Source organism: Streptomyces cacaoi, from assembly GCF_006539165.1.
GTDB classification, from domain to species: domain Bacteria; phylum Actinomycetota; class Actinomycetes; order Streptomycetales; family Streptomycetaceae; genus Streptomyces; species Streptomyces cacaoi.
In genome coordinates this window covers 59,594-75,682 of the sequence record NZ_BJMM01000028.1, presented here as the reverse complement: position 1 = coordinate 75,682, position 16,089 = coordinate 59,594, and the positions used below count along the sequence as shown (strand labels likewise).

Genomic DNA, 16,089 nt, shown 5'->3' with positions numbered 1-16,089 from the left:
GACCGCCCGGGGCGGCGGCGCGGCCCGGGTCATTCGACGATGTGCCGGCCCTCGGGGCGGGCGGAGCAGGCCGAGCGGAAGGCGCAGTGCGTGCAGTGCCTGCCGGGTGCGGGCGTGAACCGCTCGTCGAGGACCCGGCCGGCGGCGGTGGCCAGCAGGGCACCCACCCAGTCGCCGTCACCGCCGTCACCGCCGTCACCGCCGTCACCGCCGGCGTCGCCGGCGTGGCCTGCGTCGCCTGCGCCCCCGTCGGCCCCGCCCGCGCCGGTGCCTGCGCCGTCGCTGCCGCCGCTGCCACTGCCGTCGCTGCCACTGCCACTGCTGTCTTTGCCGCCGCTGTCGCCGTCGCCGTCCGGGCCGGGCGGCGGGTCCTGGCGCTGGACGACGGGCAGCGTCTCGCCGCCGTCCCGGCGGGACGCGCCGAGCCGCAGGTGTACGAGTTCGGCCCCGCCGGGCTGCGGGCGTTCCCCGTCGAACAGCGGGTCGGCGGCGCCCTCCCGGACGGCCAGCTGGTAGACGGCGAGCTGCGGATGGTGGGCGACCTCGGCGCCGGTGGGGCGGGTACGCCCGGTCTTGAAGTCGACGACGTAGGCGCGGCCCTGCGCGTCCCGCTCGACGCGGTCCATGCTGCCGCGGATACGGATGGTGTGGCCGCCGGCCTCCAGCGTCACGTCGAAGGGGTGTTCGCTGCCGACGGGTTCCCGGCCGGTGCCGCGCTCGCTCACATGCCAGCGCAGAAAGCGTTCCAGCGCGGCGCGGGCGTTCTCCTTCTCCTGCCGGGACTTGAACGGGGCGTCGAAGGCGAGCCCGTCCCAGACCGTCTCCAGCCGCTCCAGCAGGACGGACAGATCGGCGGGGGTCCGGCCGGAGGCGACCTCGTCGGCCAGCACGTGCACCACGTTCCCGAAGCCCTGCGCGGCCGTCGCCGGCTCGTCGGCCTTGACCTCGCGGCCGAGGAACCACTGGAGCGCACACACGTTGGTGAGCTGGTCGAGGGCGCTGCCGGACAGGGCGACCGGCTCCCCCGCGTCCCGCAGCGGCACCTCGCTGCGGGTCGGCTCGTGCAGGCCCCACCACCGGGCGGGGTGCGCGGCCGGCACCAGCGGGACGCCCTCGTCGTCGCGCTCGGCGGCCAGACGTGCGAGCCGCCGGGCCGCGGCGTCCCGCAGGGCCGGTGAGGCGTCCGGGTCGACGGTGGTGGCGCGCAGCTCGGCGACCAGCGCGGGCACCGACAGCGGGCGCCGTGGCCTGCTGCTGATGTGCTGCGGTTCGACGCCGAGTTCCGACAGGAAGCGCGAGGGCTGGTCGCCGTCCTCCGCCGGGGCGCGGACCGCGGTCACCACGAGCCGCTCGGCGGCGCGGGTGACCGCGACGTAGAAGAGCCTGCGCTCCTCGGCGAGCAGGGCGCCCGGGCTGAGCGGCTCGGCGATGCCGTCGCGGCCGATCCGGTCGGCCTCCAGCAGGGAACCGCGGCGGCGCAGGTCGGGCCATACGCCTTCCTGGACGCCGGAGACGACGACGAGCCGCCACTGGAGGCCCTTGGCGCGGTGCGCCGTCATCAGCCGCACGGCGTCGGGGCGTACGGCGCGTGCCGCGAGGGTGTCGGCGGCGATGTCCTGCGCCTGGAGCTCCTCCAGGAAGTTGAGGACTCCCCGGCCGCCGGTGCGTTCCTCGGCGCGGGCGGCGGCGGCGAACAGGCTGCACACGGCGTCGAGATCACGGTCGGCGTTCCGGCCGGCGGGGCCGCCGCGGCGGGCGGCCCGCTCCAGCCGCTGCGGCCAGGGCGTGCCGTCCCACAGCGCCCACAGGGCCTCCTCGGCGGTGCCGCCGTCCGCCAGGAGTTCCCGGGTCTTGCGCAGGAGCAGGCCCAGCCGTTGCGCGCCGTGCAGGGAGCCGGCGCCGGGGGTTCCCGGCTTGGGGGTGTGCGCGACGAGCCGTTCGGGCTCTGCGAGCGCCTCGGCGATCAGCTCGTCGGAGGGGCGGGGCACGGCCGCACCGGCGGCGCGTTCCTCCTCGCGCAGGGAGCGGCCCAGCCGGCGCAGATCGCTGGTGTCCATACCGCCGAGGGGCGAGGTGAGCAGGGACAGCGCCCGCTCGGTGTCCAGCACCGCCCCGGACCGCGTCCCACCACCTGCGGCCCCGGCGTCGGCCGGACCGCCGTCCACCGGGCTGCCGTCCGGGGTGCCGCCGTCCGCGAAGCCATCGGCTGCCGAGCCGCCGCCCACCGGGTCGCCGCCGCGGTCGTCGGGGCCACCGCGGTCGTCGGGGCCACCGCGGCCGCCGGGGGCGCCGCCCAGGGCGCCCTCCGCGGCGATGCGCAGCGCGGTCAGCAGGGGGGCGACGGCCGGCTCGTGCCGCAGCGGGACGTCGTCGCCGTCCACGTCGACGGGGACGCCCGCCGAGGTCAGGGCCCGCCGCACCACCGGCAGGGAGCGGCCGCCGGCCCGGACGAGTACGGCCATCTCCTGCCAGGGCACGCCGTCCTCCAGGTGGGCGCGGCGCAGCACATCGGCGATGTTGTCCAGCTCGGCGCCCGCCGTGGGGAAGGTGCGGACCTCGACGGTGCCGCCGTCGCGCTGCGGTACCGGCGCGCGGTGTGCGCGCACGGCGTCGGAGGGCAGCCGGCCCAGCGGCATCCGGGCGGTGAGTTCGCGGGTGGCGGCCAGCAGACGGGCGCCGCTGCGCCGGGCCGTGCGCAGCACCCGTACCGGCGCGGGGGCGCCCGAGCGGGTGCGGAAGGCGTCGGGGAAGCCGAGGATGCCGTTCACGTCGGCGCCGCGGAAGGCGTAGACGGACTGGTCGGGGTCGCCGAAGGCGACGAGGGTGCGCGCCCCGCCGCGGGCCAGGGTGTGCAGCAGGCGCACCTGGGCGGGGTCGGTGTCCTGGTACTCGTCGATGTAGACGGCGTCGTAGGCGTCGTCCAGCCAGGCGCCGACGTCGTCGCTCTCGGCGAGGAGGACGGCGCGGTGCACCAGCTCGGCGTAGTCGAGGACGCCCTGTGCGTCGAGGACGTCGAGGTATTCGGCGAGGAACTGGGCGGCGGCGGCCCAGTCGGGGCGTCCGGCGCGCCGGGCGAAGTCGCCGAGCGCGCCGGGGCCCAGGCCCAGTTCGCGGCTGCGGGCCAGCACGGCGCGTACCTCGTCGGCGAAGCCGCGGGTGGTGAGGCACTGGCGCAGTTCGTCGGGCCAGCGCACCCCGGCGCGCCCGTGCGCGGCCAGAGCGAGCTGTCCTTCGAGCAGTTCCCGGATGTGCAGGTCCTGCTCGGGCCCGGTCAGCAGCCGCACGGGCTCGGTGTACAGGCCGCGGTCCTGGTGGGCGCGGACGAGGGCGTAGCACCAGGAGTGCACGGTCGTCACCTGCGGGGCGGCGGGCGGAGCGGTGCCGTGGGGCGGGCGGGCGAGCCGGGCGGCCGTGCGGTCGCGCAGGTCGACGGCGGCCTTGCGGCTGAAGGTGAGGACGAGAACGCGTTCGGGCGGGACGCCTTCGTGCAGGCGCGCGACGACGGATTCGACGAGCGTGGTCGTCTTGCCGGTGCCCGGTCCGGCCAGGACGAGCAGCGGGCCGCCCGTGTGGTCAACCACAGCCCGCTGCGCTGCGTCACAGGCAGGGACATCGACCGGTCCTTCGGCGGCACGCACCAGCCGGTAGGCGCCGGGCTCGCGGGGCCGCTGTCGCGCTTCGGCAAAGAGGGAGGAACTCACGTGCATCGCCTAGGGGGAAGGTCTGTGCGGGGTGGTGCAGACGCTACGCCGGTGGTTCCCCGTGCCGCAGCGCGCCTGGGCTGTACTCCGTACGGGCTGCGGGGTGCATGGGGCCGTGCGGCATGGCGGAAGCTGGGAGGTGTGAGCAGCCGCCGCGCGGTTTCACCCGCCCGTCCCGTCCCACCGCGCCCGGCGCATGTCGAGACGCGGGGTGTGCCCGGAGCGGGCGGAGTGGCCGGGCTCACGCAGCGGGGTGCCCTCGGCGTGGTAGTGCGCGAGGGCCTGCTGTTCCTGCCCGGCCAGCAGCACGCCGTCGGCCCGGACGACGCGCCACCAGGGGACGGCGCCGCCGTACAGCGCCATGGCGCGGCCGACCTGCCGGGGGCCGCCCTCCTCCAGCCACTCGGCGACGTCCCCGTACGTCATCACCCGGCCGGGCGGAATGAGGTCGGCGACGTCCAGTACGCGCTCGGCGAAATCGGGCAGCTCGGGAACGCCCTCGACGCCCGGCGAGGGGGCGTCCTCGCCGGGCGGTGTCGCAGGGCTGGGGTGACCACGCATGCCGCACATGGTGCCGCACGGGGCCGACAGGCAGGGCGAGTTGTCCGCGCCGGCGGCTGTCCGGGCTCCCCGCCGGGGGCGTGCCGGACGGTCCGCGCTGTGATCTTCCCGGTATCCGGGGAATGCCCCCTCGTGCCCACGGGCGCCGCCGTCTCGTGCCACCATCTTCCGGGCGGTGACGCGTGATACGGGATCAGGACGAGACGACAGCAGGACAGCGGCAGGGTGACGAGCAGCCGAACACGGGCTCCCCTGCCGCCGGCGGTCCTGCCCCGAAGGGCGGGAAGGACCCGCGGAGCGGACGGGACGAGCGGACGCTCGCGCCGGGGGATCCGCTGGAGACCGTGGCCGGGGCCGACCGCATCGAGATCGAGAGCGACGAGCCGCTGCTGTCGGCGCGGGTGCACCGCCCCTCGGATCTGCTGCGGCTGGTGCTGGGCGTGCTCGGCATCGCCCTGGTGCTGATCATCGCGAACTATGCGCACGGCACCACGGCGGGGCTCCAGGAGGACATCAACAAGGGCACGTCCGAGGCGCCGGATCTGCTGATCAGCCTGACGGGGCTGGCCTCCAGCATCGCGGTCCTGCTGGTCCCGGTGGCCTTCGCGATCGAACGGCTGATCAAACGGGACGGGCTGCGCATCGCGGACGGGGTGCTGGCCGCGGTACTCGCGCACGGCGCCTCGCTCGCGGTGGACCTGTGGGTGGCGCAGGCGGCGCCGGACTCCATCCGCAGCGCGCTGACCAAGTCGCTCCCGCCGGACGGCGCGTCCACGCCCGTGCACAGCTATCTGGCGCCGGTCATCGCCTATATGACGGCGGTCGGCATGGCCCGCAGGCCCCGCTGGCGGGTGGTGCTGTGGTGCGTGCTGCTGCTGAACGCGTTCGCGGTGCTGGTGCCCGGCTACACCACGGCGTTCTCCATCGTCATCACGATCCTCATCGGCTGGACGATCGCCTACGGCACGCTGTACGCCGTCGGCACGCCCAATGTGCGGCCCACCGGGCAGACGCTGCTGGCGGGGCTGCGCCGGGTCGGTTTCAAGCCGGTCAGCGCGCTGCGGATGCAGGATCCGGGCGAGGCGGACCGGCGCGACCACAACGACCGGGGCCGGCGCTACCGCGTCACCCTGGAGGACGGCCCGTCGCTCGATGTGACGGTCGTGGACCGCGAGCAGCAGGCGCAGGGCTTCTTCTACCGCGTGTGGCGGCGTCTCGCGCTGCGCGGCATCACCCAGCGGCGCAGCCTCCAGTCGCTGCGGCAGGCGCTGGAGCAGGAGGCGCTGCTGGCGTATGCGGCGATCTCGGCGGGCGCCAACGCGCCGCGGCTGATCGCCACCTCGGAGCTGGGCCCGGACGCGGTGATGCTCGTCTACGAGCACATCGGGGGCCGCAATCTGGACGCGCTGCCCGACGACGCGATCACCGATGAGCTGATGCGTACGACGTGGCGGCAGGTCAAGGCGCTCCAGTCGCGCCGTATCGCGCACCGGAGGCTGGTCGGGGACGCGCTGCTGGTGGATCCGACGGGCGCGGTGTATCTGACGGATCTGCGCGGCGGCGAGATCGCGGCCGGTGATCTGGTGCTGCGGATGGATGTCGCGCAGCTGCTGACGACGCTGGGGCTGCGGGTGGGCGCCGAGCGGGCCGTGGCCTCCGGTGTGGAGGTGCTGGGCCCGGACGCGATCGCGGACAGTCTGCCGCTGCTCCAGCCGATCGCGCTCAGCCGCAGTACGCGCACGACGCTGCGGCGGCTCGCCAAGGAGCGCGCGCAGCGGGAGCGGGAGGCCGTCATCGAGGCGTCCCGCGCCAACAAGGAGGCGAAGGAGACCAAGGAGGCGCGGGCCGCCCGGGAGGCGAAGGAGCTCCAGGGGGAGGGTTCGCGGGCGCACCGCAAGTCGCTGCGGGCGCAGAAGAGCGCCGAGAAGAAGGCCATAGACGAGGCGCTGGAGGAGGCCCGCGAGGAGGACCTGCTGGCGCAGATCCGTCAGCAGGTGCTGCTGATCCGGCCGCAGGCGCCGATAGAGCCCGCCCGGCTGGAGCGGATCCGGCCGCGCACCCTGGTCAGTTTCATCGCGGGCACGCTGGCGGCGTACTTCCTGCTGACACAGCTGAGCCAGGTTCCGCTGGACCGGGTGACGGGCGCGGACTGGAAGTGGGTCGGCGGCGCCGTCCTGTTCTCCGGGCTCACCTATGTGTGCGCCTCGATGCAGCTGCTGGGTTTCGTCCCGGAGAAGGTGCCGTTCGTGCGGACGGTGCAGGCGCAGGTGGCGGGCTCGTTCGTGAAGCTGGTGGCGCCGGCCGCGGTCGGCGGGGTCGCGCTCAACGCCCGTTTTCTCCAGCGGGCGGGGGTGCGGCCGGGGCACGCGGTGGCGAGCGTCGGCGCCTCGCAGCTGTTCGGGCTCGGCAGCCACATCACGCTGCTGCTGCTGTTCGGCTACATCACCGGCACCGAGCACACGCCGACGCTGTCGCCGTCCCGCGCGGTGATCGCGGGTCTGCTGACGGCGGCCGTGCTGGTGCTGATCGTGACGGCGGTGCCGGCGCTGCGCCGCTTCGTCTCCGAGCGGGTGCGTTCGCTGTTCGCGGGGGTGGTGCCGCGGATGCTGGACGTCGTGCAGCGGCCGCAGAAGCTGCTGACGGGCGTGCTGGGGATGCTGCTGCTGACGCTGGCGTTCGTGATGTGTCTGGACTCGTGCATCCGTGCGTTCGGGCACGAGACGAGCTACGCGAATCTCGCCGTCGTCTTCCTCACAGCCAACGCGCTCGGTTCGGCGGCGCCCACACCGGGCGGGCTGGGCGCGGTGGAGGCGGCGCTGATCGCCGCGCTGATCGCCTTCGGTGTGCCGAAGGAGGTCGCCACTCCGGCGGTGCTGCTGTTCCGGCTGATGACGCTGTGGCTGCCGGTGCTGCCCGGCTGGCTGACCTTCACCCAACTCACCCGCAAGGGCGCGCTGTAGCCCGCGGGCGGCTCTAGCAGCACCTGCCGGGCGGGCGGCGGCGGACACGCGCCGTGCGGGCCGGTCGCCACCCGTACGCATCACACAGCGCGCCGCGGTGCTCGGCCGAACGCACGATGAACGTCCCAGCCCCGCTCGGGAGGACGTCCCATGCGCAGTGCCCGATCCGCCCGGTGTTCCCCCTCGTCCGCCGGTCCGGCCCGTGCCGGTTCCGCCCGGCCGGCCCGGATAGGCACGGCGCTCGCCGCGGTGCTGGCGCTGGCGGCGGGCGCCGGCTGCGGTGACGGGGGCGGCGACGGCGGGCAGGGCGCCCGGCCGCACGGCGGGGAGTCGTCGACGCCGGTGTCGTCGTCGAGGAGCACGGACGGCGCGTCCTCGGCGGGCCCGTCGGCGTCCTCGGCCTCGGCATCCCCGGCGTCCCGTACGGGCTCCCCGCCGCCCGCGCCGTCGCTGCCCGCCTCGCTGACCCGGCAGCGGCCCGACTGGTCGCCGTGTCCCGCGCCGAACGCCGCGCAGGGCTCGGACACCGACGCTCCCTCGCCGCTGCCGGGCGGCACCCGCTGGGAGTGCGCCAAGATCAAGGTGCCGCTCGACTACAGCAAGCCGAAGGGCCGGACGATCGGTATCGAGACGATCCGCGCCAAGAAGCGCAAGGGGGGCGCGAAGCGCATCGGTTCGCTGCTGTTCAACTTCGGCGGCCCGGGCGGCTCCGGCGTCGGTTCGCTGCCGTCCTTCGCCAAGGACTACGAGAAGCTGCGGTCGCGCTACGACCTGGTCAGTTTCGATCCGCGGGGCGTCGGCCGCAGCGAGGGCGTGCGGTGTCTGAGCGGCAAGCAGATGGACGCCTACTTCGCCGCGGACGGCACGCCGGACACCTCGGCCGAGGAGAAGCGGCTCTTCGCCCGCCAGGAGGCGTTCGCGAAGGGCTGCCAGAAGCGGTCGGGCGATCTGCTGCCGCATCTGACGACGGAGAACACGGCGCGGGACATGGATCTGATGCGCCAGGTGCTGGGCGACCGGAAACTGCACTACTTCGGCATCTCCTACGGCACCGAACTGGGCGGCGTCTACGCACATCTGTATCCGCAGAAGGTCGGCCGGGCCGTGTTCGACGCCGTCGTCGACCCGACCGCTTCGCCGGAGCGGGGCTCGCTCAGCCAGACCAGCGGGTTCCAGCTGGCGCTGGACAACTTCCTCAAGACCTGCACGGCGCAGAGCAACTGCCCGGTCGGTGAGGACCCGGCCGAGGGCAGGCGCCGCATCACGGATCTGCTCACGGACCTCGACGCCGAGCCGATGCCGACGGACAGCGGGCGCAAGCTCACCGAGTCGCTCGCCGAGGGCGGTATCTCGCAGGCCCTGTACTCCAAGGAGACGTGGCAGCTGCTCGCCCAGGGCCTGGACGAGGCGCTGACCGACGGCAACGGCAGCACGCTGCTGCTGCTCGCCGACGCCCTCAACGGCCGCAACCAGGACGGCAGCTACAGCACGCTCCAGTCCGCGCTCACGGCCATCAGCTGTGCGGACACCCGGCAGCACTTCACCGCGCGGGACATCAAGTCGATGCTTCCGGACTTCACGCACGCCTCACCGGTGTTCGGCCCGATGTCGGCCTGGGGCCTGGTGCAGTGCCACGGCTGGCCCGTGCAGGGCTCCGGCAGCTCGACGGACGTCCGCGCCACCGGCTCGGCGCCGATCCTGCTGGTGGGCACGACCGGCGACCCGGCCACCCCGTACGGCGGCACCCGGCGGATGAAGGAGCGGCTCGGCGAGGGCGTCGGGGTGGAGCTGACCCACCGCGGCGAGGGGCACGGCGCCTACGACAGCCGCAACAAGTGCGTGCGCTCCAAGGTCGACGGCTATCTGCTGCGCGGCCACGTCCCCCGGGACGGCACGTCCTGCACCTGACCGGCACCCGGCGCACGCGGGCGGGCGGCACCGCGGACGCACGGGGTGCGCGCACGCGCCGGGCCCGTACGCACACGCGTGCGTACGGGCCCGTGTCACCCCGCGGGGCGGGAACTCAGTAGACCGGCTTGTCCGGTTCGATCTGGTTGACCCAGCCGATGACGCCGCCGCCGACGTGCACCGCGTCGGAGAAGCCGGCGTTCTTCAGCACGGCCAGCACCTCGGCGGAGCGCGCGCCCGTCTTGCAGTGCAGGACGATCTTCTTGTCCTGCGGGAGGCTCTGGAGGGCGTCGCCCATCAGGAACTCGTTCTTGGGGATCAGCCGGGCGCCGGGAATCGAGACGATCTCGTACTCGTTCTGCTCGCGCACGTCGATGATGTCGACGTTCTCGCCGTCGTCCAGCCATTCCTTCAGCTGCTTGGGCGTGATCGTCGAACCGGCCGCGGCCTCCTGGGCCTCGTCGGAGACGACGCCGCAGAACGCCTCGTAGTCGATCAGTTCGGTGACCGTCGCGTTGGGGCCGCACACCGCGCAGTCGGGGTCCTTGCGGACCTTGACCTGGCGGTAGGTCATCTCCAGCGCGTCGTAGATCATCAGGCGGCCGACGAGCGGGTCGCCGATGCCGGCGAGCAGCTTGATGGCCTCGTTGACCTGGATCGAGCCGACGGAGGCGCACAGCACACCGAGGACGCCGCCCTCGGCGCAGCTGGGCACCATGCCGGGCGGCGGGGGCTCCGGGTACAGGCAGCGGTAGCAGGGGCCGTGCTCGCTCCAGAAGACGGACGCCTGGCCGTCGAAGCGGTAGATGGAGCCCCACACGTAGGGCTTGCCCAGCAGCACGCACGCGTCGTTGACCAGGTAGCGGGTGGCGAAGTTGTCCGTGCCGTCCAGGATGAGGTCGTAGTCCGCGAAGATGTCCATCACGTTCGAGGAGTCCAGGCGGCCCTCGTGGATGTTGACGGTGGTGTGCGGGTTGATCCCGAGCACCGTCTCCTTCGCCGACTCGGACTTGGGACGCCCGATGTCGGCCTGGCTGTGGATGACCTGCCGCTGGAGGTTCGACTCGTCGACCTCGTCGAACTCCACGATGCCGAGCGTCCCGACACCGGCGGCCGCGAGATACATCAGCGCCGGCGAGCCGAGACCGCCCGCGCCCACACACAGCACCTTTGCGTTCTTCAGCCGCTTCTGCCCCGCCATCCCGACATCCGGGATGATCAGGTGGCGCGAGTACCTGCGGACCTCGTCGACGGTGAGCTCGTCGGCTGGCTCGACCAGGGGTGGCAGTGACACGGGGACTCCGTTGGTCGGTGGGACGTACCGGACGACCGCCCCGCGCGAGGGCGGTATTCCTCTCGTAACACTGCCACGGCCTATCTCATTCCGAGACACCTGGTCCGAGGCGCGAGACGATCTCGTCCCAGTACCCGGGAAGCGTCTCCCAGGGGTCCTGACCCGGGCTCTCCCTGCGGTCGGTGAAGCACACGGTGCCGGCGCCCTGCCAGCGGGCGACGCGCAGCGCCTCTTCCAGGTGGGTGCGCGGCAGCGCGTGCACCTGGTGGCAGAAGCGCCCGGCCGGCAGGTCGGCCGTCCACGGCTCGGCCTGCGACCAGCGGTAGTCGGCCCAGCTGCCGGCGAAGGTGACCAGCTGCGCCGGGCACTCGGCGAAGCCCGGGTGCGGATGCCGCGTGTGCGCGAGCACCAGCTGGCCGCCCCCGGTGAGCGCGTGCAGCGTGGCCGTCACCCGGTGCGCGTGCGGCAGACTCCCGGGCCCCGAGGGGCAGTTGGCGAGGTAGAAGCCGTCCACCCGGTACCAGTCGAGATACCGGCGCGCCTCACCCACCAGCTCGCCGAATGTCCGCACACCGTCCCGCATGTCGAGACGGCCGAGCAGGGTGACGCCCGCGCCGCGCAGCGCGGTGGCGGCGGGCGCGCAGTACGGGTCCGGCCGCGCGCCCGGCCCGCCCGCCACGTTCAGCACCGTCCAGTGCAGCGGGGACGGCGGCCCGCAGCCGTCCCCCACCGGGCCGGTGCGGGCCAGCGCCGCCCACTCGCGCGGCGCCAGCAGGGGGTGCGCGCAGTCGGGGACGCCCAGCCCGAGGCGCTCCCCCACTCCGGGCGCGGCGCCGTCCGTGCGGACGGCGCCCCCCGTCGTCACAGGCGGCATGCTGCCTCCATCCAGATGTCGGCGAGCGACTCCTCCATGCCGATCCGCGGCCGCCAGCCCAGCCGGTCCCGCGCGGTGCGCACATCGGCCTGCTGCCAGGCGCCGCAGCCGTCCGGGTACGGGGCGGCGGGCGGCTGGCCGGGAGCGGCGTGACCGGTCTGGCCGCCCTGCCCCGGTCCGCCGTGCACGGCGTGCACGGAACCGCCCGGGTGACCGGGGTGACCGGGGTGACCGGGGTGCCCGTGGTGTCCGGCGAGGCCGTGCGCGCCCTGCGCCTGGGCCGGGATGCCGGGGCCCGCGCCGGGGCCGCCGCCCGGCGCCTCCCCCGGGCCGCCCGCCTCGTGCACGGCGCCCGCGTACCCGGCGGCCCGGGCCAGCAGGGAGGCCACCTCGCGCAGCCGCACCGCCCGCCCCGTGCCGATGTTGACGACGCCCTGCGCCGCCGACAGCGAGGCGGCGTGCACGGCGCGCGCCACGTCCCGTACATCCACGAAGTCCCGCTGCACGCCCAGGCCGCCCAGCTTCAGTTCGTGCTCGCCCTGCTGCATCGTGCGCCGCATCGCCTCGGCGAGCCGCCCCACGGGCGAACCGGCGGGCGTGCCGGGCCCGATGGGCGAGAACACGCGCAGCACGACGGCGTCCAGACCGGAGGCGAGCACCAGCTCCGTCGCGGCCAGCTTGCTCACCCCGTAGGGGCCGCCGGGCCGCGGCACGGCGTCCTCCCCGGTGGACGAACCGGCGGGCGAGGGCCCGTACTCGGCGGCGCAGCCCACATGCACCAGCCGGGCGCCGCAGCCGCTGCGCCGCAGCGACTCGCACACCGTCGCGGTGGACACCACGTTGTGCCGGATCAGGTCCCGGCCGCCGCCCCGGGTCGCGCCGGCGCAGTTGATGACGACGCCCGGGTGGACGGCGTCCAGGAACCGGGTGAGCGCGCCGGGGCTGCCCGTCGACAGATCGAAGCGCACATCGGCGTCGTCGCCGCGGCCGAGGGCGGTCAGCTGTACGGCGGGATCGGCCAGCAGCCGGTCGGCGACGAAACGGCCCAGGTAACCGGTGGCGCCCAGCAGCAGCACTCTCATCGCTCGCCCTCCCCGCTGCTCAGCGGCGTGTGGTGCGGGGAGGGTGCGGGCCACAGCGGTGGCTCTCCCGACTGCGGGAAGATCATGCGACGTGCTCCTTGTCGGTATCGCGCGGGCGGCTCGGGGTGCTCGTGGAACGCCGGTTCGGCCCCGGCCCGCGCACAAACGGTGGACGGACGGCGGGCCGCGCCTATGTCGGCGCCGCCGCCCGGTGGTGCGCCCAGACCCCGGTCAGCGCCCCGGCGGCGTACGCCAGCAGCGCGAGAGCGGCGCCGGTACAGGCGAGGAGCCCGACGGCGCCGGCCCCCAGGGCCGTCACCGTCCACTCCACGGGCCGGGCCACGACGGACAGTCCGGGCAGCCGGGCCGCCAGGACGCTCAGCAGTGCCACCGCCTCGGCGGCGCAGGCGGCGCCGAGACCCGCCGGGACGACGGCCCCGCGCCCGTGCGCGGTCAGCAGGGTGGCGGCGAAGAACAGCAGGCACAGCGCGGCGGTCGCCCAGAGCCGGACGGGCCCGGGCTCGCCCTGGCCCCCTGCGACGGCGTGCGCGAGGGGCGCGCGGTCCAGCGCCCACGCCGCGGCACGCTGGAGGAGCGGCACACAGCCGGCGAACACCAGCACGGCCACGGCCAGCACGGGGCGCACCCCGGCCGCGAACTCCGCCAGGCTGCGGCTGCGCACCAGTCTGCGCCGGGCGACGCGGGCGAACCCCCCGGCGCACCACACGGCGGGCGCGACCGCCAGGGCGAGGCTCAGCACCGTGTGCGCCGGTACGCCCGGCGGGACGCTGCCGGGGATGTCGGGCCCGCCGCCGAGCAGTTCCCGCAGCAGCCAGTCGCCGAAGAGCGCGTATGCGATCAGCCAGCAGGCCCACACGGCGAGGGACGCCGGGACCCGCGCCGTGTGTGCGCCGGCGCTGACCACCCCGGCGGGCCGGGTGAACAGCACGGCGCGCACCGCCCGCACCGCGCCGGCGGGCACCAGGACCGCGCCGGCCGCCGCCACCGCGCCGAGCACCAGCGGCGGCCTCCCCGCCAGCGCCGACAGGGCGGCGAGCACGGCCGCGCACAGCGCACCGGGCAGCAGCGGAAGCAGCAGCACCGCGGCGGCGCCGGGCCCGCCCGGGCCGCCCTCGGTGACGGCGTGCGGCGCGTCGCCGGGCCGGCCGGGACCGGTGCGTCCGGTGTGCCCGGCATGCCCGCCGTGTTCGGTGCGTCCGGTGCGTCCGGCGCGTCCGGCGTTCTCGGTGCGTCCGGCCTCCGTCAGGGCGGTGCCGGCCGCACCGGGGTGCGGGGCGCGGGCGTACAGCTCCTCGGCGAGCGAGAAGACGTCGCGGTGCCGGAACCGGGCAGCGGTGCGGTCGGTGACGCCGTGCGCCTCCAGCCCCGCGGCGATCTCCAGCGGGTGCACGGCCCGTTCGCACAGTTCGCGGTGGGCCCGCAGCAGCCCGCGTACCGGATCGGCGGGCCGGCCGGGCCGGGGCTGTGCGCTCACCCTGCCTTCGCCTCCTTCCCGGCGCCGGCGCGCGGACCGGCGGAACCCGGGCCCGGCCCGTCCGGCCGTGCCCAGCCGGGGCGGCGCGGCGGTCCGGCGGAGGCGCGCGCCGGGGCGGCCGTCCGCACACCGCCGCCCGGACGGCCCGGAGCGCGGGACTCCGCGGACCGGACGAGGGGCGAGCCCGGCTCCGGGGCCCGGCGCGGGCGGGCGGCGGCCAGCTCCCGGTAGATGCCGCGGAACGTCTCGGTGTTCTGCCGCACGCTGAACAGCTCCAGCGCACGCGCGCGGGCCGCCGCGCCCAGCCGGGCCGCGCGCGCCGGGTCGGCCAGCAGCGCGGCGCAGGCGTCGGCGAGAGCACGGGGATTGCGCGGCGGGACGACGAGCCCGGTGCCGCCGACGACCTCGCACACCGCGCCGACGTCGGTGGAGACCGTCGCACGGGCGCACAGCATCGCCTCGACCAGACAGCCGGGAAACCCCTCGGCCGCGCTGGAGAGCACCACCACGTCCCCGGCCGCGTACGCGTGCGCACGCGCGTCCGGCAGCGGTCCGCGCACCTCCTCGAAGACGACCGGCGACCGGCGGCCCGCGCGGCCGGGGAACAGCCGTGCGGCCAGCGCCCGGCACCGCTCCCCGTACTCCCCCGCGTCGTCCGGGGTGCCGCAGCGGGCCGCACCGGGCGCCGGCGGCAGCTCGACGAGGCGCAGCACCGCGTCCGGCAGCGCCTCCCGGACGAGGGAGAACGCCTGCAACAACCCGGTGAGGTCCTTGCCGGGCGCCGGCCTGCCGACCCACACCAGGGTGGGCGGCCCGGCGTCCGCGGCCCGGCGTGGCACGGCCCGCCCGCCGGCCTGCTCCCCGACGGCGTCGAACGGCGCGGGGTCGATCCCCGGGTGCACGGTGCGCAGTTGGGCCGGGCGCGCGCCGCAGCGCTCCTGCCATCGCCGTGCGTGCGCGGTGCCGGGGGTGACGACCTGCGCCTGCGCGTAGGTCTCCCGCACCAGCAGGGCCTGGAAGGAGGCGAGCAGTGCGCGGACGGGAGCGCCCACGGCGCCGGGCGCCAGCGCGGCGGCGCCCGCGGGTCCCGCCGCGTCCCCCGTGCTCCCCGCACCGGCCGCGCTGCGCAGATAGTGCTCGCGCAGCCGTACCCCGTGCTCCGCGTACTCGGTGATCAGCAGCGGGACGCCGAACGCACGGCGGGCCACCAGGGCGGGCAGCGCGGCCGGCCCGGCGCCCACGGCGTGGCACAGGTCGGCGGCGGCGAGGCCCGGGTCCGTGCCGCGTGTGCCGTACCAGTCGAGGGAGAGCGGACGCAGCGCGCGCTCCAGCCGTTCGGTGACGGCGAGCAGATCGAGGGCGCCGGCGGCGTGCGCGGCGCGCAGCGCACCGGGCGCGCGGCAGGCGGACTCCAGGAGGCGCACGGCCGTCTCCGAGCGCAGCTCCGGGGCCAGTCCGCCGCGTTCGGCCGCGAGGTCGGCGAGCCCGTACAGCCCGGCGGCGAAACGGTCCGTCAGCCTCTCACCGCCCTCGCTCGTCCCGTCGCCGGTGCCGTTCCCGGCGGCGCAGACCGCCTCGGCGAGCGCCGCGAAGTACTCCCGGAACCGGGCGCGTTCGCGCCGCCCGTAGCCGGGGGTGCGGCGGGCGGAGGTCTGCGCGGGCGGCGGGCCGAACAGCGGCGCGGTGCGCACCCGCCGGACGGTGGGTGGCAGCGGCTGCCAGCGGGCCCGGTCCTCCTGCCGTGCGCTGCGGCTGAGCGCGTAGACCTCGAACTCGTGCCCGGGCAGGCCGCGCAGCAGACGGTCGCACCACAGCGCCGATGCACCTCGTGCGCTGGGGTAGCCACCCTCCGTGAGCAGTGCGACGCGCATGTGCGTACCCCGATCGCTCTCGTGGTGTGCCGCGTCGGCCGGAAGGGCTCAGCGGCGGGACGCGAAAGACGCTATGCGTGCGCCCCGCTCGCGTGATGGACGGTTGTCCGCCGCGCCACCGGAAGGGGTGAAGACCCGTGACCTTCCGGGAGTTCACGCGTTGTCGGGCGCCCGGAGCAGGAAATGTGCGCCCCCACAGGCCCCGGAACGCCCGCGGCGCCGGGAACGGTGGCCGGAACACCGACCGGAACAGTGACGGGAATCCGAACAATGACGGGAATCGACGACAGGCGATGAAGGGCGGTGCCGGGCGCTGAAGGGTACTGAGGGCGCTGGAGGGCGA

9 protein-coding genes are annotated in these 16,089 nt (G+C 75.5%); 2 read left to right on the top strand and 7 right to left on the bottom strand.

From position 1 onward, the window contains the following. Positions 1-29: 29 nt before the first annotated feature. Positions 30-3,707: an ATP-dependent helicase gene (locus SCA03_RS23425; protein WP_141275632.1), complete on the bottom strand. Its 3,678-nt coding sequence runs from the start codon at positions 3,705-3,707 to the stop codon at positions 30-32. Positions 3,708-3,863: 156 nt separating this feature from the next. Continuing rightward, a complete protein-coding gene (locus tag SCA03_RS23420) occupies positions 3,864-4,262 on the bottom strand; it encodes an MGMT family protein (protein ID WP_086817966.1) in 399 nt (132 codons plus the stop codon). A 182-nt stretch (positions 4,263-4,444) separates the two neighbouring features. Here SCA03_RS23420 and SCA03_RS23415 point away from each other — a divergent pair, with 182 nt between their 5' ends. Both SCA03_RS23415 and SCA03_RS23410 read left to right on the top strand, forming a co-directional pair. Beyond that, on the top strand, positions 4,445-7,222 hold the full coding sequence (locus tag SCA03_RS23415; RefSeq protein ID WP_030883351.1) for a flippase-like domain-containing protein: 2,778 nt from the start codon (positions 4,445-4,447) through the stop codon (positions 7,220-7,222). 150 nt (positions 7,223-7,372) lie between these two features. Next, positions 7,373-9,130, top strand: a complete 1,758-nt coding sequence (locus tag SCA03_RS23410) for an alpha/beta hydrolase (protein ID WP_078873409.1) — start codon at positions 7,373-7,375, stop codon at positions 9,128-9,130. 115 nt (positions 9,131-9,245) lie between these two features. Here the strand turns inward: SCA03_RS23410 and moeZ are convergent, their stop codons facing one another. The 5 genes from moeZ to SCA03_RS23385 form a co-directional block, all read right to left on the bottom strand. Beyond that, positions 9,246-10,424: an adenylyltransferase/sulfurtransferase MoeZ gene (gene moeZ / locus SCA03_RS23405; protein WP_030883356.1), complete on the bottom strand. Its 1,179-nt coding sequence runs from the start codon at positions 10,422-10,424 to the stop codon at positions 9,246-9,248. Between the two features lie 85 nt (positions 10,425-10,509). Further along, positions 10,510-11,298: a spherulation-specific family 4 protein gene (locus tag SCA03_RS23400; protein WP_086817957.1), complete on the bottom strand. Its 789-nt coding sequence runs from the start codon at positions 11,296-11,298 to the stop codon at positions 10,510-10,512. Beyond that, positions 11,286-12,380 carry an SDR family oxidoreductase gene (locus SCA03_RS23395; protein WP_086817958.1) on the bottom strand — a complete coding sequence of 365 codons (1,095 nt, stop codon included), beginning with the start codon at positions 12,378-12,380 and terminating at the stop codon, positions 11,286-11,288. Before SCA03_RS23395 ends, SCA03_RS23400 begins: the two co-directional genes overlap by 13 nt. Before the next feature lie 190 nt (positions 12,381-12,570). Then, complete coding sequence (locus SCA03_RS23390; RefSeq protein ID WP_086817959.1) at positions 12,571-13,875, bottom strand: hypothetical protein; 1,305 nt, start codon at positions 13,873-13,875, stop codon at positions 12,571-12,573. Continuing rightward, positions 13,872-15,746 (bottom strand): DUF3492 domain-containing protein, encoded by a 1,875-nt coding sequence (locus tag SCA03_RS23385; RefSeq protein WP_086817960.1) that lies wholly within the window; start codon positions 15,744-15,746, stop codon positions 13,872-13,874. The genes SCA03_RS23390 and SCA03_RS23385 overlap by 4 nt, the downstream gene beginning before the upstream one ends. Positions 15,747-16,089: the final 343 nt, after the last annotated feature.